This window comes from Brevibacterium sp. p3-SID960 (assembly GCF_025144725.1).
Lineage (GTDB): Bacteria > Actinomycetota > Actinomycetes > Actinomycetales > Brevibacteriaceae > Brevibacterium.
This window is the reverse complement of sequence record NZ_JALXKS010000007.1, coordinates 15,187-41,573: the sequence shown is the minus strand read 5'-3', so window position 1 is coordinate 41,573 and position 26,387 is coordinate 15,187. Positions and strand designations below refer to the sequence as shown.

23 protein-coding genes and 2 pseudogenes are annotated in these 26,387 nt (G+C 66.5%); 16 read left to right on the top strand and 9 right to left on the bottom strand.

The features are described 5' to 3' along the window. Nucleotides 1-46 precede the first annotated feature (46 nt). Complete coding sequence (locus M3B11_RS03595) at nt 47-2,602, bottom strand: DUF6049 family protein (protein WP_259875404.1); 2,556 nt, start codon at nt 2,600-2,602, stop codon at nt 47-49. After that, on the bottom strand, nt 2,599-3,102 hold the full coding sequence (locus tag M3B11_RS03590) for an NUDIX hydrolase (protein WP_259875403.1): 504 nt from the start codon (nt 3,100-3,102) through the stop codon (nt 2,599-2,601). The genes M3B11_RS03595 and M3B11_RS03590 overlap by 4 nt, the downstream gene beginning before the upstream one ends. Nucleotides 3,103-3,171: 69 nt before the next feature. Here M3B11_RS03590 and M3B11_RS03585 point away from each other — a divergent pair, with 69 nt between their 5' ends. The 9 genes from M3B11_RS03585 to M3B11_RS03545 all read left to right on the top strand — a co-directional run bounded on the left by M3B11_RS03585 (nt 3,172) and on the right by M3B11_RS03545 (nt 13,368). Then, a complete protein-coding gene (locus tag M3B11_RS03585; protein ID WP_396121524.1) occupies nt 3,172-4,779 on the top strand; it encodes an HDIG domain-containing metalloprotein in 1,608 nt (535 codons plus the stop codon). A gap of 152 nt (nt 4,780-4,931) precedes the next feature. Beyond that, nucleotides 4,932-6,644 (top strand): AMP-binding protein, encoded by a 1,713-nt coding sequence (locus M3B11_RS03580; protein WP_259875402.1) that lies wholly within the window; start codon nt 4,932-4,934, stop codon nt 6,642-6,644. A gap of 303 nt (nt 6,645-6,947) precedes the next feature. Continuing rightward, nucleotides 6,948-9,218 carry a transglycosylase domain-containing protein gene (locus M3B11_RS03575; RefSeq protein ID WP_259875401.1) on the top strand — a complete coding sequence of 757 codons (2,271 nt, stop codon included), beginning with the start codon at nt 6,948-6,950 and terminating at the stop codon, nt 9,216-9,218. 19 nt (nt 9,219-9,237) lie between these two features. Next, the gene (locus tag M3B11_RS03570) at nt 9,238-10,554 is read left to right on the top strand and encodes a hypothetical protein (protein WP_259875400.1); all 1,317 of its coding nucleotides are present in this window, start codon (nt 9,238-9,240) and stop codon (nt 10,552-10,554) included. A 143-nt stretch (nt 10,555-10,697) separates the two neighbouring features. Next, entirely contained in the window at nt 10,698-10,988 is a 291-nt protein-coding gene (gene rpsF, locus M3B11_RS03565; RefSeq protein ID WP_165884028.1) for a 30S ribosomal protein S6, read from the top strand. 51 nt (nt 10,989-11,039) lie between these two features. Further along, entirely contained in the window at nt 11,040-11,612 is a 573-nt protein-coding gene (locus tag M3B11_RS03560) for a single-stranded DNA-binding protein (RefSeq protein ID WP_259875399.1), read from the top strand. Nucleotides 11,613-11,672: 60 nt separating this feature from the next. Further along, nucleotides 11,673-11,912, top strand: a complete 240-nt coding sequence (gene rpsR / locus M3B11_RS03555) for a 30S ribosomal protein S18 (RefSeq protein ID WP_102162491.1) — start codon at nt 11,673-11,675, stop codon at nt 11,910-11,912. Nucleotides 11,913-11,930: 18 nt separating this feature from the next. Beyond that, entirely contained in the window at nt 11,931-12,389 is a 459-nt protein-coding gene (rplI, locus tag M3B11_RS03550) for a 50S ribosomal protein L9 (protein ID WP_175293548.1), read from the top strand. Between the two features lie 181 nt (nt 12,390-12,570). Further along, on the top strand, nt 12,571-13,368 hold the full coding sequence (locus M3B11_RS03545) for a MerR family transcriptional regulator (protein ID WP_259875398.1): 798 nt from the start codon (nt 12,571-12,573) through the stop codon (nt 13,366-13,368). 330 nt (nt 13,369-13,698) lie between these two features. Here the strand turns inward: M3B11_RS03545 and M3B11_RS03540 are convergent, their stop codons facing one another. After that, a complete protein-coding gene (locus tag M3B11_RS03540) occupies nt 13,699-14,010 on the bottom strand; it encodes a hypothetical protein (protein WP_259875397.1) in 312 nt (103 codons plus the stop codon). On the opposite strand from M3B11_RS03540, the gene M3B11_RS03535 reads away from it, so the two are divergent. Further along, nucleotides 14,002-15,315: a DUF445 domain-containing protein gene (locus M3B11_RS03535; RefSeq protein ID WP_259875396.1), complete on the top strand. Its 1,314-nt coding sequence runs from the start codon at nt 14,002-14,004 to the stop codon at nt 15,313-15,315. The genes M3B11_RS03540 and M3B11_RS03535 overlap by 9 nt on opposite strands. Before the next feature lie 27 nt (nt 15,316-15,342). Here M3B11_RS03535 and M3B11_RS03530 read toward each other — a convergent pair whose 3' ends face one another. Genes M3B11_RS03530 through M3B11_RS03520 form a run of 3 tightly spaced genes read right to left on the bottom strand, consistent with a single transcriptional unit; the run spans nt 15,343 to nt 18,094 of the window. Beyond that, nucleotides 15,343-16,605: an FAD-binding oxidoreductase gene (locus tag M3B11_RS03530; protein WP_259875395.1), complete on the bottom strand. Its 1,263-nt coding sequence runs from the start codon at nt 16,603-16,605 to the stop codon at nt 15,343-15,345. Beyond that, complete coding sequence (locus M3B11_RS03525) at nt 16,602-16,787, bottom strand: hypothetical protein (RefSeq protein WP_259854848.1); 186 nt, start codon at nt 16,785-16,787, stop codon at nt 16,602-16,604. Before M3B11_RS03525 ends, M3B11_RS03530 begins: the two co-directional genes overlap by 4 nt. Beyond that, nucleotides 16,784-18,094: a sodium:solute symporter gene (locus M3B11_RS03520; RefSeq protein ID WP_259875394.1), complete on the bottom strand. Its 1,311-nt coding sequence runs from the start codon at nt 18,092-18,094 to the stop codon at nt 16,784-16,786. Before M3B11_RS03520 ends, M3B11_RS03525 begins: the two co-directional genes overlap by 4 nt. Nucleotides 18,095-18,307: 213 nt before the next feature. On the opposite strand from M3B11_RS03520, the gene M3B11_RS03515 reads away from it, so the two are divergent. The 4 genes and pseudogenes from M3B11_RS03515 to M3B11_RS03500 all read left to right on the top strand — a co-directional run bounded on the left by M3B11_RS03515 (nt 18,308) and on the right by M3B11_RS03500 (nt 21,932). Then, nucleotides 18,308-19,294: a LysR family transcriptional regulator gene (locus M3B11_RS03515; RefSeq protein WP_259875393.1), complete on the top strand. Its 987-nt coding sequence runs from the start codon at nt 18,308-18,310 to the stop codon at nt 19,292-19,294. Nucleotides 19,295-19,741: 447 nt separating this feature from the next. Further along, a pseudogene (locus tag M3B11_RS03510) lies at nt 19,742-20,310 on the top strand (IS5 family transposase); the annotation flags it as partial. 414 nt (nt 20,311-20,724) lie between these two features. Further along, nucleotides 20,725-21,297, top strand: a complete 573-nt coding sequence (locus tag M3B11_RS03505) for a CGNR zinc finger domain-containing protein (protein ID WP_259875392.1) — start codon at nt 20,725-20,727, stop codon at nt 21,295-21,297. Between the two features lie 5 nt (nt 21,298-21,302). Beyond that, complete coding sequence (locus M3B11_RS03500) at nt 21,303-21,932, top strand: LysE family translocator (protein WP_259875391.1); 630 nt, start codon at nt 21,303-21,305, stop codon at nt 21,930-21,932. On the opposite strand, the pseudogene M3B11_RS03495 reads toward M3B11_RS03500, so the two are convergent. Further along, nucleotides 21,914-22,349 (bottom strand): annotated as a pseudogene (locus M3B11_RS03495) (IS5 family transposase); the annotation flags it as partial. The gene M3B11_RS03500 and the pseudogene M3B11_RS03495 overlap by 19 nt on opposite strands. A gap of 212 nt (nt 22,350-22,561) precedes the next feature. Between M3B11_RS03495 and M3B11_RS03490 the strand changes: the two are divergent. Together M3B11_RS03490 and M3B11_RS03485 are read left to right on the top strand one after the other, a co-directional pair. Beyond that, nucleotides 22,562-23,536, top strand: a complete 975-nt coding sequence (locus M3B11_RS03490; protein ID WP_165884015.1) for a cytochrome b/b6 domain-containing protein — start codon at nt 22,562-22,564, stop codon at nt 23,534-23,536. A 204-nt stretch (nt 23,537-23,740) separates the two neighbouring features. Further along, the gene (locus M3B11_RS03485) at nt 23,741-24,484 is read left to right on the top strand and encodes a hypothetical protein (RefSeq protein WP_259875390.1); all 744 of its coding nucleotides are present in this window, start codon (nt 23,741-23,743) and stop codon (nt 24,482-24,484) included. A 219-nt stretch (nt 24,485-24,703) separates the two neighbouring features. Here the strand turns inward: M3B11_RS03485 and M3B11_RS03480 are convergent, their stop codons facing one another. Together M3B11_RS03480 and M3B11_RS03475 are read right to left on the bottom strand one after the other, a co-directional pair. Further along, nucleotides 24,704-25,210 (bottom strand): heat shock protein transcriptional repressor HspR, encoded by a 507-nt coding sequence (locus tag M3B11_RS03480; protein ID WP_259875389.1) that lies wholly within the window; start codon nt 25,208-25,210, stop codon nt 24,704-24,706. A 14-nt stretch (nt 25,211-25,224) separates the two neighbouring features. Then, on the bottom strand, nt 25,225-26,283 hold the full coding sequence (locus M3B11_RS03475; RefSeq protein WP_259875388.1) for a DnaJ C-terminal domain-containing protein: 1,059 nt from the start codon (nt 26,281-26,283) through the stop codon (nt 25,225-25,227). Nucleotides 26,284-26,387 lie beyond the last annotated feature (104 nt).

The window sequence follows — 26,387 nt, the reverse complement described above, 5'->3', positions numbered from 1 at the left end:
GCCGGTCTCAGGGGCGTGGGCGCGTCGGTCGCGCGCGGGGATCGAATCAGCCCGGGTCGTTCTCGTGCGCTCGCGCGACGGCGGCGTCCAGCTGGCTCTTGGGAATCTTACGCCGTCCGCGGGAGACAGACGAATACAGGCCGATGAGCAGCACGATGACGAGACCGGCCCCGATCACCGCCGCCCCGATGTTCTCCCAGTCGGTGCGCACGCGCACCGTCAGCGAGGTCGTCTCCGGCAGCACGAAGTGCCCGGCAGCCGCCGCCGGGCCCGGACCGGTTTCCGTCGTGGCTGTGGAATCGCTGTCGCCGGGCGGGGTGGCGGCGACGAGTTCGATGCGGGTCTGCACATCGGCATTGGCCAATCCTTCGACGGGGACCTCGACGCGGGCCTGCTCACCGGGGCTGACGATGACCGGTTCGGACACCTGCGTGCGCAGCTGCGGGGTCGCAGGCACCACCCGGACCATGACATGGGCGGACTCGGCGGTCGTATTGTCGATGCGCACCGGGATCGTCGTCTTCTCACCGGTCACCAGCAGCACGGCCGAGCCCTCCTCGGGCCTGACCCCGTCGATGAGCGAGCCGACCTCATCGGCGGCCGCGTCAACGCAGGAGGAGAAGCCGCCGTCATTGGCCGTCTCTCCCCAGGCCGTCGACGTGCACGTCAGGGCGGCCCGGCTCAGCCGGGTGGCCACCGCCTCAGGGTTCTCGAAGGCGGTCGACGCCTCAGTGCCAGTGGCTTGCACCTCGCCGAGGCGGTTCAGACCGGCGGCCCGATCCCCGGCTTCGCGGGTGGGTTCGGTCAGCGGGGCGCGCTGGACGGGTTCGGATTCGCTCAGGTCCTCCAGGCTCTGCAGGTCGATCCACGGTGCTGCCGCGGTCTGCCTGATCGCCTCGGCCCAGTGCGGGTCAGCGGCCCGGCGGGGGAGGGTGATGAGCAGGCTGCGCGGGTCGTACGGCCGCTCGGTGGTGATCGCCGAGCTTTCGGCGATGAGTTCGCTGAGCCCGAGCACACGCGTGTCGTCGTGGCCGGCGAGCTCGGCGGCCTCCGACAGGCCGGTGTCGACGGCCAGGGAGTTGAGCCCATGCTGGTCCTCGCCGACTGGCAGGGTGGAGGGCGCTGATGAGGTGTAGCTGCGCACACTCGGCTGCTGGATGTCGGAGACGAGCATCGTCTTCGTCCCGGCCTGTGCGGCGCGTTCGGCGAAGTCCGGGGTGAGGCTGCCGGATGCCGGCCAGGCGATGTCGGTGCGGGCCTCGGGCAGTGCGGCGCGCAGGTCATCGGCGGCGGCTTCGGCAGCGCGGGCGAGCGCCGGCTCATCGGCGGCGGCCAGCGCGGTGAGATCGGCATCAGCGTAGGGCAGGGCGATGACGGTGCGCTGTTCGGCGGCGGCGATGAAGGAGGTGTACCACTCATTCAGCTGCGGGTAGTGGTCGGCCTGCGGGCTCGGCGCAGGCGCAGTCTGCTCACCGCCGGTGTCCTCACCGGGGCCAGTGGTCTCCTCACCGTCGTCGCCCGCGGGGGTCTCGGTGGCATCAGCGGGCGTCTCGTCTGCCGGTGCTGCGCCCGGTTCGGCCGGATCAGCGCCCTTTTCAGTACTCTCCTCAGTGCCCTCTTCGGTGCCTTCGTCAGCGGGATCGCCGGCTCCGTCGTCTGGACCGGCCGCTCGGCGGTCGACGCCGAGCACGTCCTCGATGCTGCCGATGAGCCGCGGGTCGACGGCGACTGCCACCTCGTCAGCGGCAGTGACGGCGGCCAATGCCGAGGTGAGCTCCCCCTCGGGACCGGCGGCCTGCTCGAGCGTGTCGGCTGCGACCTGCCCATTGGGATCGAAGCCCGGCAGCGTGACCGGGACGAGGAACGTCACCTTGCTCGGCAGCAGCTGCGGATCGGGATACCAGGTCGTGAAGGCGGTGCGGGTCAGTGACAGCGACGGCTGCGCGCTGGCTGCTGCCGCGCCGCTGCTGAGCTCGACGGCCAGCCCGTAGGATCCCCACGAGGTCAGCGGCTGGCTGCGCGGCAGCCCGAGCGTCTCGGCATCGGCGGTGAGAGCGAACGCCGCCTCGCTCTTGGGCGCGACTGACTCCGGCAGTGTCTCGATGTCCATCCCCGGGGCGTCGTCGGTGTCCTCGGCGCCACCGGCGGTGTCCTGCTGGGCGGCCGCCGAGGCGGTGTCGCCGAGCTGCCGGTAGCGCACCGGCTGGTCCTTCCACCCGTTGATCGCATCGCGGGAGTCGAGCACCCGGCGGCTGATGCGGAAGTCCAGGCGCGGCTCGGGGATCTCCACGGCACTGGAGTTGATGATCCGGCCCTTGATCGTCAGCGTGCCCTCGGCTGTGACGACCGGGCTGATCTCGTCGAAAGCCAGCTCCACTCCGGCTGCGGCGGTGTCGCTGTCACCGGGCAGTTCAGCGGTTTCCTCGTCCGTACCGTCCCCGGGTGCTGCCGGGACGGGGGAGGGGAAGGCCGGCTGGGTGGGGGCGGCCGTCGCCGAGGCGGTGGGCAGCACTCCGGTGCCCAGCAGCACCGCGATGAGGGTGCAGATAGCAGACAGCGCCGCACAGCGGCGCAGGTGGGGCAGGCGGCGGGCGGAGATCACGTCGACTGGATGACGGAGCGATAGTACGGCAGCACGGAGCGGGCAGCGGCGACGATGCGCCGCTCATTGGCGAACGACAGGTGCTCCGGCAGCGCATCGAGCGGGATCCAGGCGGCATCGACGGCCTCCTGATCCGGGTCGTTCGCGACGGTGAGGTAGCCGCCGGTGGCGCGCAGCAGGAAATGGTGGACGAGCTTGTGGATGCGGTAGCCGCCGACGGAGAACCAGTAGTCGACGCTGCCGAGGGCGGTGACGACATCACCGTGCACGCCGGTCTCCTCAGCGACCTCGCGGCGGGCCGCCTGGGCGGGTGTCTCGCCGAGTTCCAGGTGACCCTTCGGCAGACACCATTCGAGCCTGCCGGCCCGGTTGATGCGTGCAATGATCGCCACCTCGAAGGTGGGCGAATCGAAATCGACCATGACGCCGCCCGCGGAGACCTCCTCCACGGTGTTCGAACGCGCCGGCATGACCCCCGGCTTCGGCAATGGTCGAGGCATAGCTTCTACTGTATATCCGCAACCTGACGATAACCTTATGCTGAACCGACCCCCTCGAATGGAGATCACGTGTCCCTGGCCGACGCCCATGCACGCCTGCTCACCGCCCTTGATGCGCACGAGCACATCCTCGGCCCCCTGGGTGAGATGTTCTCCGCTGCCGGCCGGGAGCTCGCCCTCGTCGGCGGTTCGGTGCGCGACGGGCTGCTCGGCCGGCCGATGCCCGATCTCGACTTCACAACCGATGCCGACCCGGATGCGATCCTGGCGATCGTGAATCCGTGGGCTGATGCGGTGTGGGAGATCGGCCGGGCGTTCGGCACCATCGGCCTGCTCAAGGACGAGCTGCAGATCGAGATCACCACCTACCGCGCCGAGGCCTATGACCCGGATTCTCGCAAGCCGGCGGTGGCCTTCGGCGACAACCTCGACGACGACCTCGTCCGCCGGGACTTCACGATCGGGGCGATGGCCGTCCGGCTGCCCGAGCGCGTCTTCGTCGACCCCTTCGGCGGGCTCGCCGACCTGACGAACGGGCTCGTGCGCACACCGGGCAAGGCCGTCGACAGCTTCTCCGATGACCCGCTGCGCATGATGCGCGCCGCCCGCTTCGTCTCCCAGCTCGGCTTCGGCGTCGACCCTGAGGTGCGTGAGGCGATGACCCAGATGGCTGAGCGCATCGACATCATCTCCGCTGAGCGCGTCCGCGACGAACTCGTCAAGCTCATCTGCGGGATCCGGCCGCGGGCCGGCATCGAACTGCTCGTCGAGACCGGGATCGCCGCGCGGATCCTGCCCGAGGTCACCGACATGCAGCTCGAACGCGACGAGCATCACCGGCACAAGGACGTCTACCAGCACAGCCTTACCGTCCTCGACCAGGCCGTCGACCTCGAGGCTGTCTACGCCGCCCGCCAGGCCGCGGCCGCCGCCGAGAAGGCTGCCGCAGAGAAGGCCGCCGAGCAGGCAGAGTCCACGACGCCGGACACCGTGCCCGAGGCGGAGGGCGCCGGGGCACAGGACGCGCCTGCCGGGCCGGTGACCGCGGTCGCCGAGGACCCCCAGCGCATCGCCGTGCCCGATTTCATCGTCCGGTTCGCTGCCCTCATGCACGACATCGGCAAGCCCTCGACCCGCCGGTTCACCCCCGACGGGGCGGTGACCTTCTATCACCACGATGTCGTCGGGGCGAAGATGACGCGCAAGCGGATGAAGGCGCTGCGCTTCGACAAGGCCACGACGAAGGCGGTCAGCCGGCTCGTCGAACTGCACCTGCGCTTCTACGGCTACGGCGACGCCGGCTGGACCGACTCCGCAGTCCGCCGCTACGTCACCGATGCCGGCGGGCTGCTCACCCGCCTGCACATCCTCACCCGCTCCGATGTCACCACCCGCAACCGGCGCAAGGCCGAGCGCCTCGCCCACGCCTACGACGACCTCGAGCACCGGATCGAGAAGCTGGCTGAGCGCGAGAAGCTCGATGCCGTGCGCCCGGACCTCGACGGCCGGCAGATCATGGACATCCTCGGCATCAGCCCCGGTCCGGCGGTCGGGCAGGCCTATCAGTTCCTGCTGGCCCAGCGGATGGAGCACGGTCCGCTCGGTGCGCAGCGCGCCGAGGAGGTGCTGCGCCGGTGGTGGGCCGAGCAGGACGGCGGCTCCCAGCAGCCGCAGTGATCCAGCCCCGGCGGAGCGGGGCAGTGATCCGGCCCCGGCGGAGCGGGGCAGTGAGCTGTCACACGCGGCTGCGCTGTGACCCGGTTCACCCAGGTGTCACAGGCGCCTGTTACCTTGAGACCAATGAATGGGATAGGCCGTGAGGAGGCACCATGACGACCGTGACCGAACAGTACCGGGCGGCGCGCGACCGGCTGCTGGAGCTGCGCCTGGACTACGCGCAGGCGAAGGACGAATTCCAGTGGCCGCGCTTCGAGCACTTCAACTTCGGCCTCGACTGGTTCGATGCCATCGCTGAGAACAACGACAAGCCCGCCCTGTGGATCTGCGAGCAGGACGGCACCGAGAACGTCTACAGCTTCTCTCAGCTCTCCCGCCGGTCCAACCAGGTCGCCAACATGCTGCGCGCTGCCGGCGTCACCCGCGGCAGCCACGTCATGGTGATGCTCGGCAACCAGGTCGAGCTGTGGGAGTCGATGCTCGCCGGGATCAAGCTCGGCGCCGTGCTGCTGCCGACGACCACCCAGCTGGGCCCCATCGACCTGACCGACCGCGCCGAACGCGGAGAAGCCTCCTTCGTCATCGCCGGTGCCGCCGATGCCGCGAAGTTCGACGAGGTCGACGTCGACCTCACCCGGATCGTCGTCGGCGCCGAGCCGGCCCGCGAGAACGACTTGGCCTACACCTCGGCCCAGGACTTCCCCGAGACCTTCGAACCCGACGGCCCGACCCCGGCCGATGACCTGCTGCTGCTGTACTTCACCTCGGGCACGACTTCGAAGGCGAAGATGGTCGCCCACACCCACGTCTCCTACCCGGTCGGCCACCTGTCGACGATGTACTGGATGGGCCTCGAGCCCGGCGACATCCATCTCAACGTCGCCTCACCCGGCTGGGCCAAGCACGCCTGGTCGAACATCTTCACCCCGTGGATCGCCGAAGCCTGTGTGTTCCTGTACAACTACACCCGCTTCGATGCGACGGCGATGATGGAGACAATGGGCCGGGTCGGCGTGACGAGCTTCTGCGCTCCGCCGACGGTGTGGCGGATGCTCATCCAGGCCGACCTGTCCCAGCTGACGAACCCGCCGGTCAAGGCGCTCGGCGCTGGTGAGCCGCTCAATCCCGAGGTCATCGACCGGGTCAAGAAGCACTGGAACGTCGGCATCCGCGACGGCTTCGGCCAGACCGAGACGACCCTGCAGATCGGCAACCCGCCCGGGGAGCCGATCGTCTACGGCTCGATGGGCAAGCCGCTGCCCGGCTACGACGTCATCCTGCGCGACCCGGCGACCGGGGAGATCGGCGATGAAGGGGAGATCTGCCTGCAGCTCGACCCGCGTCCGGCCGGCCTGACCCAGGGCTACTGGGGTGATGAGGCCAAGACCGCCGAGGCGTTCGCCGACGGTGTCTACCACACCGGTGACGTCGCCAGCCGCGACGCCAAGGGCTACATCACCTATGTGGGCCGCGCCGATGACGTATTCAAGGCCAGCGACTACCGGCTCTCGCCCTTCGAGCTCGAAAGCGTGCTCATCGAACATGAAGCCGTCGCCGAAGCCGCCGTCGTTCCCTCACCGGACCCGCTGCGCCTGGCCGTGCCGAAGGCCTACGTCGTGCTCACCGCCGGTTGGCGACCCGATGCCGATACCGCCAAGGACATCCTGCGCTTCTGCCGCGAGAACCTCGCCCCCTACAAGCGGATCCGGCGCATCGAATTCACCGAGCTGCCGAAGACGATCTCGGGCAAGATCCGCCGCGTCGAGCTGCGCGCCCGCGAACGCGAACTCCACCCGTTCGAGGGCGGAACAACGGTCGAGCACCAAGAGTGGGCTGACACCGACTTCCCCGACCTCAAGGGCTGAGGAACCCGCTGTCAGCTGAGCATCCCTGCCCAGCTCACGTGTGATTGCTCACGTCCCAGCGCACCGACCAGACGACCCATGGTGTGGCCGGTGCGCCGGGTTGTGCGCTAAAATTGCAGGTCACATCCAGTGCGGTTCGGTCAAGCACGTGGATGCGGGTTGCCTGCGCTGTGACCGGCGCCAGGTGATCTTCATCGACTTCCAATCTTTGTATGTTTGGCTGAATCGACACACCGCACACTCACTCTTGGGGGATCTGTGGCCAAATCCGCACCGAAGGCACGCCGAAGCGCGGGCGGGAACGTGAACAAGGGCCTGCTGAACTATCCGCGCCAGGGCGTGACCGGCTGGACTCGCTGGCTGCCTTCGCTGCAGCTCATCGGCGTCGGCATCCTCACCGCCTGCGTCGTCATCATCGGCCTCTTCAGCATCGGCTATGCCGTCACCGACGTCCCCGAACCGAACAAGGAAGCCGCCGGGCAGACCTCGACGGTCTACTACGACGACGGCGAGACAGTGCTCGGCTCCTTCAAGACCGAGGACCGCAAGAACGTCACGATCGACAAGATCTCAACCCCCATGCAGCAGGCGGCCATCGCCGCTGAGGACAACAGCTTCTACGAGAACCGCGGCATCTCCATCAAGGGCCTGTCGCGAGCGGTCATCGGCGTGGCCACCGACAACTACTCCGGCGGCGGTTCGACGATCACCCAGCAGTACGTTAAGAACTTCTACCTCACCAATGAGCGCACCCTCGACCGCAAGGTCAGGGAGATGTTCATCGCGCTCAAGATCGACCAGGAGCTGTCGAAGGACGAGATCCTCGCCAACTACCTCAACACCATCTACCTCGGCCGCCAGTCGTATGGCATCGAGGTCGCGTCGAAGAAGTACTTCGACAAGCCGGCCAGCGAGCTCGACGTGGCCGAAAGCGCGCTGCTGGCTGCGATGATCCAGCGTCCGGGCCTGGCGGACCCGGCTGAGGACCCCGGCAAGTACGAGGACCGCTTCAAGTACGTGCTGGGCAACATGGCCGAACTCGGCTACATCACCGAGGACGAAGCTGCCAGCACCGAGATGCCCGAGGTCCGGGCCGCGCAGACCGACAACCAGTTCGCCGGCCCCAACGGCTATCTCCTCGATGAGGTGCGCAAGGAGCTCAAGCGCAACGGCATCGAGGACGAGGTCATCGACCGCGGCGGACTCGAGATCACCACCACCTTCTCGAAGAAGAAGATGGACGCTGCGATCGAGGCCGTCGAGGACCTGCCGAAGCTCAAGGAGGGCATGCACGTCGGACTCGTGTCGATGGACCCGGAGACCGGCGGCATCGTGGCGATGTACGGCGGCAAGGACTTCCTCGAGCGGCAGCACAGCGCAGCCACCGAGGACATCACACAGGCCGGTTCGACGTTCAAGCCGTTCACGCTGGTGGCCGGCCTGGAGAACGGCTACCGCCTGACCGACTACCTGAGCGGCACCTCGGGCACCCCGATGAACTATGAGGGCACCCGCTGGAGTCCGAAGAACTACGGCGGCGCCAGCTACGGTCCGGTCAGCCTGCTCAAGGCGACCCAGAGCTCCGTCAACACCGCATATGCGCAGCTCAACATCGAGGTCGGCCCGGAGAAGACGGTCGACGTCGCCGCGCGGGCCGGCCTGCCGAAGAACACCAAGGGCCTGGAGAAGAACGCCGCGAACGTGCTCGGCACCGCCAGCCCGACGGTCAAGGATATGGCCACGGCCTACAACACGTTCGCCTCCAACGGCATCACCCACACCCCGCACACCGTTAAGACCGCGGTCACGCCGGAGGGTGAGACGCTCTACGAGCCCGACACTGAGGGCAAGCGGAACTTCGACAAGAACGTCATGGCCGAGACCACCTATGCGCTCTCGCGCGTGGTGACCGGCGGGTCGGGCTCGTACGCCTCGACGCTGGGTCGCCCGGCAGCCGGCAAGACCGGCACGTCCCAGGACAACTACTCCGCCTGGTTCGCCGGCTACACCCCGAACCTCACGACCACAGTGTCGATCTTCCGCGATGACGGAGAGGGCAACCCGGTCGAGATCGGCCCCTACGGCGGCCGCGGTTCGATCACCGGTGGTTCGTTCCCGACCCAGACGTGGACGAAGTACATGAAGGACGCGCTCAAGGACGAACCGGTCAAGCAGTTCCCCAAGCGCGGCAAGCTGCCGCAGGTGGAGAAGCCGAAGCCGAAGTCCGGTGTGCCGAATCAGCGTCCGAAGCCCAAGCCGTCGCCGAAGCCGAAGGCCACGCAGGAGGACAAGTCGAACGGCAACAAGCCCAAGGACGAGAAGCCCAAGGATGAGAAGCCCAAGGACGAGGAGACGAAGGACGAGGAGAAGCCGAAGGAGGATCCGAAGCCATCGGATCCGCCGAAGAACGATCCTCCGACGATCGAGCCGCCGAAGCCTCCGACGAAGAAGCCAGAGCCGCCGAAGGACAAGGAGAACGGCAATGGCGGAGACGATAAGGAGGGCCAGGGTCTCGGAGGGGCAGGCTTCATCTTGCCCGGCTTCATCCGCCAGGGAACCGTCAGCGTACTGTGAGGCGCGATAGCCTAGGCGCATGCCAGGTGTGACTCCCCTCAGAGCTGCTGAGCCGCTGCTCGGCGGCAGGCCCGGCGCCCACGCGGCGTCGGGCCCCTCGCCGTTCCGGACGACGGCCGCGCTCATGTGCATGCTGGCCGCCTTCGGCACTGCTGGCATCGGCATCCTGCTGCACGGGGCGTGCATGCCCGGCTACGAACTGCCCGGCGCCTCTGCACGGATGTGCGCCTCGCCGGTTGCCAATGCGCTGACCGGCACCGAATTCCCCGCCGGACCCGGCCGGGCGTCCGGCGCACCTGCCGCACTCGACCCGGTGACCGGCTGGTTCGTCGAACTCGGCTTCATGCTCAGCGCCGGCCTGGGAGCCGGGGACATGATGGCCTTCCTGCTCGTCATCAACACCATCGCTGTGGCCGCGATGGCGCTCGGTGCTGCCGTGCTCATGCGCCGACTCGCCTGGTTGCCGGTCGCCTGCATCTCCCCGGCGATCATCTTCTCCATGGGCCAATCGCTCGACCCCGTCGGTGTGGCCTGCCTCGTGTGGGCGCTCGTCCTGCTCAACCCGACCGTGGCCGGCCCCCAGTCGAACCTCGGGGCCGGAGTGCTCTTCGCCGTCGCCGCACTCATCAACCCGCTCGGCATCCTCGCGCTGCTGACCGTCATCGTCCTGCTGTGGCGCGCCGGGCAGCGCTCCGACCTGCTGTCGATCGGCGGGGCGGCCCTCATCACCGTCGGCCTCGTCCTCGCCATCGACGGGCTCATCTTCTACCGCCTGTCCATGTGGTGGCAGGAGCCGATCGACCGCGGCTCACTCGTCTCCCTGCTCGCCTACGGAGAAGGCGCTGATCCGCAGCTGCTGGCAGGTGTCAGCCTCGCCGCCTGCGCGATCGCCGTCATCGCAGCACTCGCCTTCATCACCCGCCGGCCCCGGCCGAACCTATACGTCGCACTCACGATGGTGCTCGGCCTCGCCGTCGTCACACTGCCCTCAGCGCCGATCACCCACGCGCTGTGGCTGCTGCCCTTCGCCGCACTGGCCATCCGCCGGCTGTGGGTGTTCATCGCCTGGGCGCTGGCCGAGGCGGCACTCGTGATCGCCGTCAACCTCTCCGACATCACCGCCTTCGAAGCCAGTAAGGGACTCTCCCCAGCCTGGCTGCTGATCTTCACCTGCCTCAGGCTGGCAGCCGTCGTCGCCGTCATCACCGCCGCCGCTCTCGAACTCGACCGCAGCCCCCAGCCGGCCCCCGAATCTGAGACGAGCACCGCCTCGGGCCCGGAGGCTGACGCCTCGGGCAGGGAAGCCACCGCCTCGGGCCCGGAGGCAAGCGCCTGAACTGGCGAGGCGGGCGTCAAGGCACTAGACTGAATCAGTCTGTGTCCACTGCGGACCGATTCCGCACCCGGCCAGACGAAACGCATATACCCTCCTGCCATGGACCGACCATGGCCGCTGAGACCAGAGGAGGTGGGTGACACGTGCGTCATTACGAGCTGATGCTCATTCTGGATCCGGAACTCGAAGACCGTTCCGTTGACACCACTGTCGAAAAGCTGCTGAAGGTGGTTCCCGCTGACGGCGGCACCGTCGACAATGTCGATGTGTGGGGCCGTCGCCGCTTCGCCTACGAGATCAACAAGAAGGCCGAAGGCACCTACGTCGTCGTGGATTTCCACGCCAAGCCCGACACGACCAAGGAACTCGACCGCCAGCTCGGCCTCAACGAGACCGTGCTGCGCTCGAAGATCCTGCGTCCCGACGCGAAGTAATCCAGCAGATCCGAGCTCGGACCCGCTGACCCCCACGCTGTAAGGAGCATCATGGCAGGCGACACGATCATCACTGTGGTGGGAAACCTCACCGCCGACCCCGAACTGCGCTACACGCCCAACGGGGCCGCGGTCGCGAACTTCACAGTGGCGTCGACCCCGCGCATGTTCGACCGCAAGACCAACGAATGGAAAGACGGCGAGACTCTGTTCCTGCGCTGCAACGCGTGGCGGGACCTCGCTGAGAACGTCACCGAGACCCTGCAGCGCGGCACCCGCACGATCGTGCAGGGCCGGCTGAAGTCGCGCAGCTTCGAAACGAAGGAAGGCGAACGCCGGACCGTCTTCGAACTCGACGTCGACGAGATCGGCCCGAGCCTGCGCTACGCCACGGCCAACGTGACGAAGAAGGAGTTCTCCGGCGGCGGCTTCTCAGGAGGCGGCCAGGGAGGATTCTCCGGCGGCGGTCAGCAGGGCGGCGGTTGGGGACAGAACCCCGGCGGCGGCTTCGGCGGGCAGCAGGGCGGCCAGGGTCAGTCGAACGACCCGTGGGCCAGCTCGAACCCGCAGACCAACCCCGGCGGAGGCTGGGGCAGCCCGACCTCGGACGAACCACCATTCTGATCGCACACCGGCAGGCGCGTGCCTGCCGCTGATCAACAGATTTTCTGACAGGAGCACATCATGGCAAAGCCGGATCCCCGGAAGCCCATCAAGAAGAAGGCGAACCCGCTGAAGTTCGGCGAGGCAGCCCAGATCGACTACAAGGACACCGCAACCCTGCGCAAGTTCATCTCCGACCGCGGCAAGATCCGCGCTCGTCGCGTGACTGGTGTCAACGTGCAGGAACAGCGCATCATCGCCAAGGCCGTCAAGAACGCCCGCGAGATGGCGCTCCTGCCCTACTCGGGCTCGACCCGATAAGACGAGGGGAGTAGAACAATGGCTACCAAGAAGGTCATCCTCAACCAGGAAGTCGACGGCCTCGGTGCCGCCGGCGACGTCGTCGAGGTCAAGGCCGGTTACGCCCGGAACCTGCTGATCCCGCGCGGCTGGGCCACCACCTGGTCTGCAGGTGCCGAGAAGCAGATCGAGGCGCTGCGCAAGTCCCGCCAGGCACGCCAGCTGGCCGACCGCGACGAAGCACTCGCACTCAAGGAGAAGCTCGAAGGCTCCTCGGCGAAGATCGAGATGAAGGCCGGACAGAACAACCGCCTGTTCGGCGCTGTCACCGCTGCGCTGGTCGCCGACGCGCTGACCGAGGCGCACGGCACCTCCTTCGACCGCCGGCAGATCGCTCTGCCCGGCCACGTCAAGGAGCCCGGCAGCTACACCGCCACCGTGCGCGTCCACGACGAGATCACTGCCAACGCGAAGTTCGACGTCATCGGCAAGCGCTGAGCCCGCTGAACTGTCACTGAGCTGACGCAGCTCGCACAGGCCCCGGAACCTACACGGTTCCGGGGCCCGCGTGCATTTGCGGACCGGTTGGCGGTGGACCGGATCGGCTGGGAGCCGGCCCGGGCTTGACCCTCACGCAGCGTCAGGGCCGAACGTGGTGGTTGTGGACGATACTGAGGGAATGGACGAGCACACCACGGAGCTGACAGTCGGCGCGGCCGCAAAGCTGCTCGACGTCAGCATCCGCACCCTGCACCACTGGGACGCCATCGGGCTGGCGAGCCCGAGCGAACGCACATGGGCCGGCTACCGCATCTACACGGCAGCTGATATGCAGCGGCTGCGCCGCGTGCTCATCTTCCGCGAACTCGGCCTGCCGCTGTCAGAGATCGGCCGGATCCTCGACGATCCGGGCGTCGACCTGGCAACCGAGCTGGCTGAGCAGCGCGCATCGCTCCGAACACGTATCGACCAGCTGCAGAGAGTCGTCTCTGCAGTCGAACGGATGATGGAGACCACCACCATGGGAAAGAAGCTCACAGCAGCCGAGCAGGCTGAGATCCTCGGCCCGAACTGGAACCCCGACTGGGAGGCCGAAGCGGAGCAGCGCTGGGGCCAGACCGACGAATGGGCCCAGTCCGAGGCGATCAAGCAGACCATGACCACCGCCGACTGGCAGCGGGTAAAGGACGACACTGAGGCGTTCGAGGCCGAACTCGCCGTTGCGTTCACGCGCGGAGTCGAGCCCGGCAGCCAGGAGGCGAACATGCTGGCCGAGCGGCACCGCGCCTCGATCGGCCAGTGGTTCGACATGACCATCGAGAAGCAGGTGTGCATCTCGCGCCTCTACCTCAGCGACCCGCGCTTCGCCGCGCACTACGATGAGCGCGCAGACGGCTTAGCCGCCTGGCTCGTCGAGGTGATCGCTGCCGGCGCCTTCGCCCGAGGTGTGGACCCGGAGACTGCCGAATGGCAGTGAGTTCCTGCCTCAGCCGGTGGCCGTGACCGTATAGACGGCCCGGCCATCGGCATCGGTGGTTCTCTCCGCCGATACCCCATCGGATAGGTGTTGGTGGAGCCGGTGGTGACTTCCCTGCCGTCGACGACGATGAAGTGCGCACCGCCCGAGCCCATGCGTGGCGAGCAGCCAGAACTCCTCAGCTCGAGGGTCATCCAGCATCTGCTGATCGGCGGCAAGCCAGCAGAACTGCCGGCTTGCCGCCGAACTCACCCGGGCTGCACCCGCCCGCCCGGGGGAGAGGTGAGGCCGGTGCGTTCGGAGTTGGCGAGCTTCCGGGTGCCCGAGGTGTCAGCCCCCTGTGACGATCTCGCTCTTGTCGTCGCGGTGGAAGAGGACTGCGACGTGGCCGGAGCAGTCCGTCCCGGGCCAGGCCGTCGCCACCAGCGGCCAGTGCGCGGCGATCTTCTCACTGAGCGCGCGGGCGGATTCCGAGGCCGCCTGCTGATCTGCACCGGCAGCTGCTGAGGATCCGCCGCTGTGCGAAGGTGCTGAGCAGGCGGTGCCGAGCACCGCGATCGAGGCGGCAAGGGCGAGAGCGGGCAGTCGTGTCTTCCGGGTGGGGAGTCCGGGCCGAGGTGTCAGAATAGGGACATGACTCACTCGCCCAGCACCTCGGCGGCGGCCGGATCCACCGGACCGACCGCACCGGCGCGCATCGACGACACCTTCGGCGACCTCGAGCGGGCGCGTGCGCTGAGGAAGATGCGCCAGCTGGCGACCGCGCTGCTCGTGCTGGCGGCGTGCATCTTCGTTCTCACCCACGTCTTCACCGACCTGACCGGCGTGTGGGGGTTCGTCGCCCGCGGATCCGAGGCGGCGATGATCGGGGCGATCGCCGACTGGTTCGCGGTCACCGCGCTCTTCCGCCACCCGCTCGGGCTGCCGATCCCGCACACGGCGATCATCCCGCGCAAGAAGGACGTGCTGGGCGAGAGCATGTCGAACTTCGTCGCCGCGAACTTCCTCACCTCCGTCACCGTCGCCGCGAAGATCCGCAACGCCCAGGTGACCGCGCGCATCGGCGGCTGGCTGAAGGAGCCGGGCAACCAGGAGATCGTCGTCACCCGTGCCGGGCAGGGCCTGGAGTATGTGCTCAGGCGCGTCGATGATGATGCGATCGAGGCGCTGACCCGCGAGGTGCTGGTGCCCAAGCTCGTCGATACGCACAAGTCCCCGGTGCTCGGCCGGCTCGTGCAGGAGATCGTGCAGGACGGGGCCCACCACCGGCTCGTCGACCTCGTCGTCGGGGAGGCGTACACGTGGCTGGCGGCCAATCCGCAGGTCATCGACGACGTGGTCGCGCAGAAGGCTCCGGACTGGGTGCCGGCCTTCGTCAACGAAGGGGTCGCGCGCAGGCTGCGCCGCGAAGTCCTCGAATGGATCTCCGATGTGCGCGACAACCGCTACCACAAGGCTCGGCAGGCACTCGACCGGTGGCTGCTCGAACTCGCCGCCAACCTGCGCGAGGACACCTCGATCGCGAAGCGTGCCGAGAACGTCATCGACGACCTGCTGCGCGAAGAGGGCGTCGTCCAGGCCGTCCTCGATGTGTGGGCCTCACTCAAGCGGCTGCTGCGCGGGGCGGTGCTCGACACGTCCGGCGAGGTGCACCAGCGGCTCCGGGCGCTGCTCGACCAGACCGCGACCCGGATGGTCGACGACGCCGAGTTCTCCGGCGCGATCGACGATCGGCTGGCGATCACCGTCGGCGACCTGGTTGAGTCCTTCGGCCCGGAGATCGCCAGCGTCATCTCCGATACGATCGCCGGCTGGGACGCCAAGGAGGCCTCCGAGCGCATCGAGCTCTACGTCGGCAAGGACCTGCAGTACATCCGCATCAACGGCACCGTCATCGGCGCGCTCGTCGGGCTGTTCCTGCACGGGGTCATCCTGCTGCTGCCCTGAGCCTCAGGCTTGGTGCTTGGGGCAGGTTCAGGATGCGGAGCGCCGTCGGCCGGATGCGAAGCGGGCCGGGCTCAGCTGCCAGGGGTTGACGTCCGCAGGGGTGCCCGGCCGACCGGCCAGCTGCGCGGCGATGATCTGCGCGGTGACCGGGGCGAGGATGAGCCCATGCTGACCGTGTCCGGTCGCTACTGACAGACCGTCAGCGTGCGTGCGCCCGATCATCGGCAGGCCGTCGGCACTGCACGGGCGCATACCCGACCAGACCTGAAGCACCTCGCGACCGGCCAGCTGCGGCAGCGCATCGACCGCCGAGCCGATCATCGCCTTGGTCCTCTTCTCGTCGATGTGCTTGTCCTCGCCGACGAGTTCGAGCACACCGGCCAGGCGGACCTTGCTTGAATAGGGCGTGACGACCATCATCTGGCTCTTCAAACCGATCGGCATCGTCGGATCATCCGGGCCGGTGGCCAGATCGATGACGTATCCCTTCGCCGAGGTGAGGGGCAGATTGAGACCGGTGGGCCGAACGAGATGTTTGGTGGCCGATCCTGCCGCGACGATGACATGGTCGGCAGCGACGCGGCCGGCAGCCGTATCGACTCCGCGCACCGCCTCTGCCTTCAGGGCAAGCCGATTCACCCGGGTGCCGAACTGGAACTCCACACCTTCGCGGGCTGCCTGTGCAGCGATGGCGGCGACATAGGCACCGCCATCGCAATAGGAATCACCGGGTGTGAAGATGCCCCCGGAAAATCCCGTCAGCCCCGGCACCCGGGACGAGAGCTGCTCCTGCGTGAGGGCGTCGTATTCCGGCTGCAGCGGATGTGCGCGGAGGCTCTGCTGAGCCAGCGCCAGGTTCTCGGAGTCGGTGAAAACATCGAGCATGCCGCTGTTGACCCAACTGGTGGGCACGCCTTCGTCGACGAGCGCGGCATGACCGGCAGCGCCTGCTGCGCATAGCAGCCGCAGCGTTCGCGTCGCTTTGCGCACACGCCCCGGTGTCGAGGCAGCGAGGAACCGCGGGATCCAGCCGGCGTTCTGCCGGCGGGGCGCCAGACGGAACGGACCCGTCGGGTTGAGCATATTCTGCAGACCGAGCCGCACATTGGCCATTCCGGTGAGGGGGAAGGCGTGGCTGGGGGCGAGCAGACCCGCATTGGCGTGGGAGCAGCCGGCGCCTGCGACTTCTTCACTGTCGACGACGGTGACGTCGAATCCCATCCGGCGCACCGAGAGGGCAGTCGTCACGCCGATCGCGCCTGCTCCGACGATCAGCACTCTGCCGGTCATCGATCGCCTCCATGTGAGTGCGTGCCGGCCGCATCGGACGCCGTTGACTCCTCTGCGAACTCCTGCGGAGAAGTCGCGATGAGGGTGTCCCAGCAGAACTTCAGCCCGAACCATCCGACGAAGGCGACCCAGAGGATGATGAATGCTGGTACAACGTAGAAAGCTGCAACGAGGAGGCTCATGCTGCCACCACCTTTTCGGTCCCTGTTCTCCTGTTCCTGGGGGCGTCGACAAGCGCGTATGTCGCGATGAGGACGATGATGTTGATCGGAAGCCCGATGATCACTGCGTTGATGTCTGCTGGGGTGCCGAGGCCGAAGGTCCAGATCGCGCTGGATACAGCACCGGCGATCATCGCTGCGACGACAGCGACGGGAGCGCGCTGTTTGGTCACGACGACGGCCACGAGCGGCACCACCACCGTCGGGGCCCAGAAGCCGTAGGTGAGCAGCAGAGCATCGACGCTCGATTCGGCGTTGAGTGCGAAGAGCAGCGCGCCGAGGCCGATGCCGAAATTGCTCGCCCGCTCGGTCCAGAGCAGCTGACGGGGCTTGATATTGGGCACCAGGAAGCCTTTGACGATGTCCTTGGAGAAGACCACTGCCGCGGAGTTGAGTAGAGAATCGGCGGTGGACATGATGACGGCGACGAGAGAGGCGGCCACGAGGCCGGCAGCACCGACGGGAAGCAGCTCGGTGACCACAGCCGGGATCGCGTCGTCGGCGGCGATGTTCGGGTACATGACGAACGCGAGGACACCGAGGCTGGCGCTGACGAAGTAGAAGATGAGACCGAAGGCGCCGGCGAATGCGTAGCCTTTGCGTGCTGTCTTCGGGTCGGTGGCGCCGAATGCGCGCTGAACGTAGGGCGGGATGAGAGCCTCGCCGAGCGCGAAGGCGACGAATATCGCGAGGAATTCCCAGAACCCGAAGGCGCTGAAGAGCTCCAGATGCGTGTCTGGGATGCGTGCGACGAAGTCAGAAGGCCCGCCGGCTGTGAAGACCCCGATGAGGAGCGCGACCGGCAGGAATATGCCGAGCATGATGAATTGGATGACATCTGTCTGCACGTCTGCCCACATTCCGCCGGCGGTGGAGTAGAGCAGCACTACCACCATGCCGATGATGATGCCCAGCGTGGGGTCCATGCCGAAGACGACCTTGAAGATCGTACCCAGTGCGAGCGCCTGTGCACCGAGGATGCCGATGGAGACACCCAGGCCGAGGATGCCGACGAGGAGGCGGGCCAGCCGGCCTGAGTGGAGTTCGAAGATGTCGCCGATGGTCTCCGACTTCCGGTAGGCATTGAGCCGGGGCGCGATGAACCAGCCGACGAGCATTGTCTGGAACGGGAAGGCGATGGCGGCGAACATGAACGCGTAGCCGATCTCATAGGACTGGCCGGCTCGGCCCATCGTGGCGCCGCCGCCCAAGAAGGTCGCGGCCATCGTCGCGAACACGACGGGCCAGGTGAGGCGGCGTCCAGCCACAGCGAAATCGTCAGGTGTGCTGATTCGGCGCGCTGTTTGGAATCCGATGAACAGCATCACCAGAAAGTAGACGCCGACCAATATCAGGTCGATGGTCGACAGCTGCATCCGCGTATCTCCTTTGAGGCGGGAGTGGAAAGTCGTTCGCTACTGTCGAACGACCGGTACCATAAGTCCAATACTCTTTTCTGATCTGAGGAAGAGCTGAAACTTATGGTTGATGTGACGCTCAAGCGGCTGGAGTACTTCGCTGTGGTCGCAGAGGAGCTGAATGTCACCAATGCTGCTCGCCGTCTGCACATCTCGCAGCCTGCGCTGAGTCTTCAGCTGAGACTGCTCGAACGGGCGCTCGGGGCGCCGCTCATCACACGGCATGCGCGAGGGGTGTCGCTGACGCCTGCCGGCCGCGAGCTCAGTGGCGAAGCATCCTCTTTGCTGCGGCGCAGCCGTCAGCTTGTGCGGCGCGTGGCGCGCGCCGGCGATGAGGAGGTCGGAACGCTCGCCCTCGGCGTGGGCCCAGTTTCGGGCAGCCGGCTGCTGCCGCTTATCCTGCAGCAGTTCCGCAGCGCCTACCCGACCATTGACGTATCTGTCTTCGAAGGGGACTCACCGACGCTCTACGCTGCCCTGGAGGCCAAGAGCGTCGACCTGGCGCTGACCCGACTGCGGCACGGCACCGCACGCGACGATGAAGGTTCGCCGTTCCGCATCCAAGGTCTGCTCGATGAGCAGCTCATCGTTGCAATGCCCGACTCCCATCCTGTCGCTGAAGCCGAGGAGATCGCGCTCTCCGACCTGGCCCAAAGCACCCTGGTCATGTTCTCCCGTGAGCGCGGCACGCGTTACTTCGACGCGGTGGTCACCGCATGTCGCGACCGAGGCGGCTTCGACCCGTGCGACATCATCGAATGCGATTCCATCGGCGGCCAGCTTGCGCTCATCGGCGGCGGTTACGGCTGTGGTTTCGTCACCGACCTCTCAGCACTCGAATCGGTGCCCGGGGTTCGCTTCAAACGCTGCGTCGACCTCGACGTGCCCGCTCCAACGGTGTTGGTCTCCGACTGCGGCAACGACAATCCCGCCATCGAGATGTTCGGCTGCACCGCCCACGAGGTCAGTGCGACCTTCCGCGCGGAATACGGCTCGCAGATGCCGGGCATGGCGGCACTGGAGAAATCGGCGGCCCGCCGGGACGACTGACCGCGCCTCCTCACCAGCGAAGCCGACAGCCAGATGATTGGCACCGCGAAATTCGCCCCTAGCGGATCGGCGATACTCATACTGATCGCCGCGGCCGCCGCAACCGCTGCCACCACCGCGACGCCGGTCAGACCCAGACGCAGCCAGCGTTCGCCGGCCACCGCCTCGGGCACGGTGCGCACGCCGACCAGCACCGGGCGCAAAATCCGCGGCCCCAGCGGCGTGAGGGCCGGGCCGGGTGCGGATCCCGGTCCGGTCACGAGATCGCCGTATCCCCGGCCATGGCGACGCAGCAGTGACCGGTGATAACGCGGCAGCCGCGGCGCTTGCCCCCGGCATCGTGGTAACTGTGACTGCAGTTCTGCACGAGGTAATCAAGCAGCGTGGAGTCGCAGACCGTGCAGCGTCTTGCGCTCATCGTCCGAATCGCAGACGCAGCCACTTTCGACGAACACGTCGCGCCCTGACCAGGACACAGGGGGCTACGTCGAATTACAAGAATCTGCCCGATCAGGAGTGTGAACCAGCTGGGCATGGCATTGGTCGCTCACGTGGTGGGCTGACGACGAAGATCCACCACGCCGTCGACGGCCGCGGCCGCCCCCTGGCTGTGGTGATCACTGGCGGGCAGCGCCATGACGGAGTGATTCTGCCGCAGGTGCTGGCCGATATTCGAGTTCCGCGGGCTAGTGGTGGTCGTGCTCGCACACGCCCAGACGCGGTTCTGGCTGATCGTGCTTATGGGTCCAGAGGCAACCGCGACTATCTGCGTTTGCGTGGCATTCGGGCGGATCCCGGAGAAGAAGGATCAGATCGCGACTTGGAAGAAGCGCGGTAGCAAAGGTGGACGGCCCCCGGCATTCGATGCCGGAGCCTATCGGAACCGCAACGTGGTGGAGTGTTCGTTTGCCTACGTCAAGCAATGGCGAGGGTTGGCGACGAGATACGACAAGCTCGCGATCACCTATCGAGCGGCCGTCGTGATCAGCGCGATTCTGACATGGCTCTGGCGATAAAGGAGACATGCCCTGGTTCGGGCGCGACTCGATGCCAGGTCGATCCCGTACGTGGATGCCCACGGAGCAGCAAAACTACGGGGCCCTCACCTGCACGGCGAACTCGTAGCACACATTCCTTGATCACAACGATCTCGTCGATGAAATTGTCCAACATCTCACCAGCATGAGCGCTCCAGCCCGCTCGAGCGCTGTTCTATATGCGAAAGAAGTGAAAGTAGTGCTTGCGCGAAGGCATACAAATTTCCGATCATCCGGCCACGCCTGTTACAACAAGCCTTCCAGATCCATTCGGCATTGAGCGGCGCGTCTGACCGCATCGGAAACAAGCCGTACCCACTGTGAAGGCGAGGGCGCGACAGCTTCATGTAATGGTTTTTGACAACCTATAGCATTACCCTTCAGTCTTTGGGTATGAAGACGACCTGGGCATGGCTGGGCGACCATCTCGCCGTCGATTTCGCCAACACGATCAAGGTAGTCGATAACCGCACTATCGAGCTCATTGGCTCCATCGAAGAATTTCACGACTGGCACGAAGCGGAACCTGCTGACTTGCCCACCGTTGACCTGACATCTGAAAGCCTCCGGGACCTGCGTAACCTCCGCGATTGCGCCCTTCGGCTCTTGCGCGCCGCTTGCGACGACAGAACGTTGCCGCAGGCTGACGTTGCCACCATCAACGAGACAATCGAAATCAGCGGCACACTCCGGTTGCTTGGGTCGGCAACTGGAACCTCTCGTTTACAGAGTGCGTCGGAGGGCGGGTTCGACGCGCTTGCCGGGCTTCTTGCTGCTGCTGTGGTCGATCTCCTCGCGCGAGAGGATCTCGCCAACATCGCCGTGTGCTCAGCGCCATCGTGCGGTCAGTTTTTTCATCGTGCCCGGCCGAACCAAGTGTGGTGCAGTCCTGGCTGCGGCAATCGAGCCCGCGTCGACCGTCACCGTCATCGCAGGATGAATGCCACGGGAATGGCCCGGCGGTGAGCGTGATGACGACGATTGATCTCTCGGTAGTGCCAGGATTCGTTCTTGCCGTCATACTCATCCTCATCGCTCCAGGACCAGACCTGGCCTACATGGTCGCAGTTGGTCTCGGAAACGGTCGACGAGCAGCGCTCTCTGCCATCGCGGGCATCTGTTCGGGAATGGGAATCTACGCGCTCATCGTCATAGCGGGATTGGGCATCATAGTCGCCTCGAGTCCCCTCGCTCTCACGGTGATCAAAATATTCGGTGCGGGCTATCTTCTCTGGCTGGCTACCGGAGCAATCCGCTCTGCGCGAACCGCGGCAGGCAATCAGCGCTCTTTGGTTGCTGGTCGTTGGTACCTTCAGGGTCTGTTGGTCAGTCTCACGAACCCGAAACTGCTTTTCTTCTTCCTCGCCCTGTTACCACAGTTCATCGGAGAAGCGTCGAGCCCGACTCTGCAGTTAGCACTGCTAAGCGTGATCGATATTCTCATCGAATTCGTTCTCTACGGCACGGTCGGGCTGTTCGCTGGTTCTTTTCAATCACGGTTTGCGGACAGCGCGAGGGGTGGGAGACTCCTCCACTACATTTCGGCCGGAGTCTATTCAGCACTGGCAGCACTCGTGGTCGTGGATCTGTTTTTGCAATGAGAGTGCTCCTGATCGGGCAGATTCTTGTAATTCGACGTAGCCCCCTGTGTCCTGGTCAGGACGCAACGTGTTCGTCGCGTGCTGGTGAGCACGGTTGATGGTGCCATCGATGGAGACATTCCAATCGATGTCACCGGCAGCATCGGCGTCAGAGAGCGCATGGGCCAGCACTCGGTCCCATGTGCCTTCGGCGGCGTAGCGGCGGCGGCGCTTCCACACTGTCTGCCAGCGCCCGAAGTGCTCACGGGGCAGGTCACGCCAGGCGATGCCAGCACGGTAGCGGTAGACGATTCCTTCGACGATCCGCCGGTTGTTCTCAAACGGTCGGGCTCTCTTACCAGTGTTCGAGGGCAGTAGCGGTTCGATTCGCGCCCACTGCTCTTCGGTGAAGACTTGATGTCGTTGCTGTGTAGTCACCGACCCAGCGTGTCAGCCCAAGAGCCCCACATAAAGGAGACATGCCCTAGCAGCGGCTCCCGGCGCTGTCATCGGTCGTGACGCGTCGCTGCCAGCCGTCGATTCCACCTCGGGAACGGGACCCGATGCTCCGCCGGGCGATGACAGGCGTTAAAGTCAGGTGTCAGAGTCAATGACCATCAGGCTGTGGAACTTCGGCGGAGGAGACCCTCATGGCAGCAGCGGACAGCAAGAAGAAGCGCAAGAAGAAAAAGAAGAAGGGCGGCGGCACCCCGTTCCGCGAATCGCCGTTCTTCAAGCTCGTCTGGATCGTCCCGATCGCACTCGTTGTGCTGGCGATCGCCGGCGTGCTCTCGCGCATGTTCCTGGGCTCGGCCAGCGGCCAGGAGTTCCTCGCCGCGTACCCCGGCCACTCAGAGCTGCCTGCCGGCACCCCGGAGGGCTTCCCGTGGTGGGCGCAGTGGCAGCACTTCTTCAACATCTTCCTCATGGTCCTCATCATCCGCTCCGGCTGGCTCGTGCGCGTACAGCAGAAGCCGGAGGCCTACTGGACGCGGACTGTGAAGAAGCGGAAGAAGGGCGCAGCCGAACCCACGAAGATGAGCATCTACCTGTGGCTGCACCTGAGCCTCGATGTGCTGTGGCTGCTCAACGGCCTCATCTTCGTCATCCTGCTGTTCGCCAGCGGCCACTGGGCGCGCGTCGTGCCGGTGAGCTGGGACATCTTCCCGAACATGATCTCAGCTGGCCTGCAGTACCTGTCGTTCGACTGGCCGCAGGAGATGGCCTGGGTCAACTACAACGCCCTGCAGGTGATGGCCTACTTCGTCACGATCTTCATCGCAGCCCCGCTGGCAGCGATCTCCGGTGTGCGGATGTCGCCGATCTGGCAGAACACCTGGCCGATCTCCAAGGCCTACCCGGCTCCGGTTGCGCGTGCCATCCACCTGCCGGTGATGTTCTACTTCGTGGCCTTCATCTTCATCCATGTGCTGCTCGTCTTCACCACCGGCATGCGGCACAACCTCAACATGATGTTCTCGTGGACCGGTGACAACGCCACGAGCTGGTGGGGCTTCATCATGTTCGCTATCGCGATGATCGTCGTGGCCGTCGGCTGGATCGCCGCCCGCCCGCTGTTCTTGCAGCCGGTCGCGCAGATGTCGGGCAAGGTCACCACGCGCTGAACTCGGCTGGCACAGCCAGCCTCCACAGTCGCCGTCGCCGCGGTGGCCCGGGCGGCCCCCCCCCCCCCCGCCCCCCCCGCGGGCGCCCCCCCTCCGGGAGGTCAAGAGCCGCCGGGTGTCCAGCAGCCTCCAGGTTCCCAGCCTTCAGCCGGTCCGCCGCAGCCCGGTGGGCAGCATCCCGGCGGCTCGCACGCGAGCAGCAGCATGCACCCGAGCGACAGTCCAGCTGGCCAGCAGGGCCCGGGCGGAGCCGGGTACGGAGCGCCGTCGGCACCGCAGTACGGCAGCCAGGCACCTCAACCGGGCCAGGCGCCGCAGTATCCCGGCCACCAGGGGCAGCAGGGTGATCAGGGCCAGCCGCCGCAGTATCCCGGCCAGGCGCCGTACGGCGGCCTAGATCCGTATGCCACCGGGGCTGGTGCCCCGAAGCCGAAGTCGAAGATGCCGCTGATCGGCAAGGTCCTGACATTCGTCGGCGCTGGCATCGTCGCACTCACCATCATCGGCGGCATCATCATGACGATCGCCGGCGCCTCGTCCCTGTCAGCGTTCTCCGATGAGGCGATTCGCGTCAACGGCACTACGAGCCAGTTCTTCGAGGCGGAGTCTGAGTGGCAGGTCTACGCGCCGGAGGACTCCGGCTTCACCAGCTGCACGATCACAGGGCCCACTCCGGTGAGCAAGGGAACGAATCAGACGTCGTCCTACTCCTTCGATGGCAGGACCTACGAGTCGATCGACGGGTTCTCGGTCCGGGAGGCGGGCACCTACTCGATCACATGCAACCAGCCCGATGTCATCATCGCCCCTCCCCTGTCGGCCGGTGGGGTCTTCTCCACCGTCGGCGGCATCCTCATCGCCGTGTTCGGCGGCCTGCTCGGCGTGGGCTTGACGATTCTCGGCGTCATCCTGTGGATCGTCGGCCGGAAGCGAGCACAGCGGGCATGACCGAAGCACCGGTTCGACACGGGCCGGCTGCCGTGTTGCTCAGCTGGTTCGCATTGGCACCGCTGCTTCCCGACACGCTCATCTGAGGCGATCAAGTCCGGGCCGCACGACCTGGGCAGCGGGGCCGCACCACCGGGACAGCGCAAGCGGCGCCCAGCTGCTGAGCTGGGCGCCGCTTCGCATGGTCAGGTGCGAAAGATCGCCTCGCAGGCTGCCGCGTCACCGGCGGCGGTAGAGGAGGATGTCGCGGGAGGCGCGATCGGCCCCGCTCCCGCCCGGCCGGGCGCTGGCTGCCGAGGGCAGAGCCCCGGCGATCCGCACCCGCGGGCGCCTGCCGTGCATGACGGAGACGATGTCGCCGCTCTGCCCGGCGGCGAAGACCCGTGATTCGGCCTGCACGCGCTGCCGCAGCCCATCGATCTGCTGGCGCAGCTCGTGGACGACTGCATGCGCCTGGGTCGCGGCGTCGCGAGCCTCGTCGAGGTCGCGGCGCAGGGCGAGGATCTCCTTGATGCCGGCGAGGTTGATGCCGTCTTCCTTGCTCAGCTTCTGAATCAGCCGCAGCCGCTCGATGTCGCGCGGTGAGTAGCGCCGCCCGGCACCGGCAGTGCGCTTGGGCACCACCAGCCCCATCCGGTCGTACTGCCGCAGCGTCTGCGGGTGCATGCCCGCCAGCTCAGCGGCAACGGAGATGACGTAGACGGCGGCTGTCGCTCCGATGTTCATCGACGCTCACCCGCTCATCTCTCCCGGGCCCGGTCGAGCAGCCCGGCTCGCGGATCCTCACCGCTGGTGGCCTCACGGAAAGCCTCGACCGCTTCCTTGGCCTTGGGTGTCAGGTTCTGCGGAACGGCGATCTCGACGGTCACCAGCAGGTCACCGGTGAGCTTCTTCGTCTCGATGCCCTTCCCGCGCACCCGCAGGGTGCGGCCCGACGGCGTTCCGGCCGGGATCTTCACCCGCACCGGCATCCCACCGAGCGTCGGGACCTCGACCTCGGCGCCGAGGGCGGCCTCGTCGAAGGTCACAGGCAGGGTCATCCGCAGGTTCGCTCCGTCGCGGGTGAACACCGGGTGGGGTTCGACCTGCACGGTGAGGATGACGTCACCGGATTCGCCGCCGTTGGGGCTGACCTTGCCCTTGCCGCGCAGGCGGATCTTCTGCCCGTCCTTGACGCCGACCGGCGTGCGCACGGTCAGCGGCTTGCCGCCGGGCATCGACAGCTTCACGGTTGCACCCTTGGCGGCTTCAGTGAAGGACAGCGTCGTGTTCGCCTTGATGTCCCCGCCCTTGACCGGGCCGGTGGAGAAGCCGCCGCCGTACGGGCTGTCATAGGGGCTGCCGCCGTAGGAGCCGCCGAATCCGCCGAACAGATCAGCGAACTCCGGCGGGATGTCCCCGCCTGCCGAGCCGGCCGGTCCACCACCGGGACTGCGGGTCGTGTAGCGGGTGCGCGTACCCCCGCCGCCGGTGTTGAACAGGCCGGAGAAGATGTCCTCGAACCCGCCGGCACCGCCGGGTCCGCCGGCACCGGCGGAGAACCGGGCACCGCCTCGGCCCATCGCCCGCACCTGGTCGTACTGCTCGCGGGTCTCCTTGTCCGACAGCACCTGGTTGGCCTGCCCGATCTGCTTGAACTTCTCTTCTGCGGCCTTGTCACCGGGGTTGGTGTCCGGATGGTACTTCCGGGCCAGCTTCCGGTAGGCCTTCTTGATCTCCGACTGCGAGGCGTCCTTGGAGACGCCGAGGATCTTGTAGTAGTCCGTGTCGAACCATTCGTTCTGAGGTCCGGAATTCACCTGGCACCTCCTTTCCGGCTCGCGCCGTCATCGTCTGTCGTGTGTGTCTGGATGTCTGTCCCTGTCTGCTGTGCGGCAGCCGCTGCTGCCGGTCTGTCGTACCT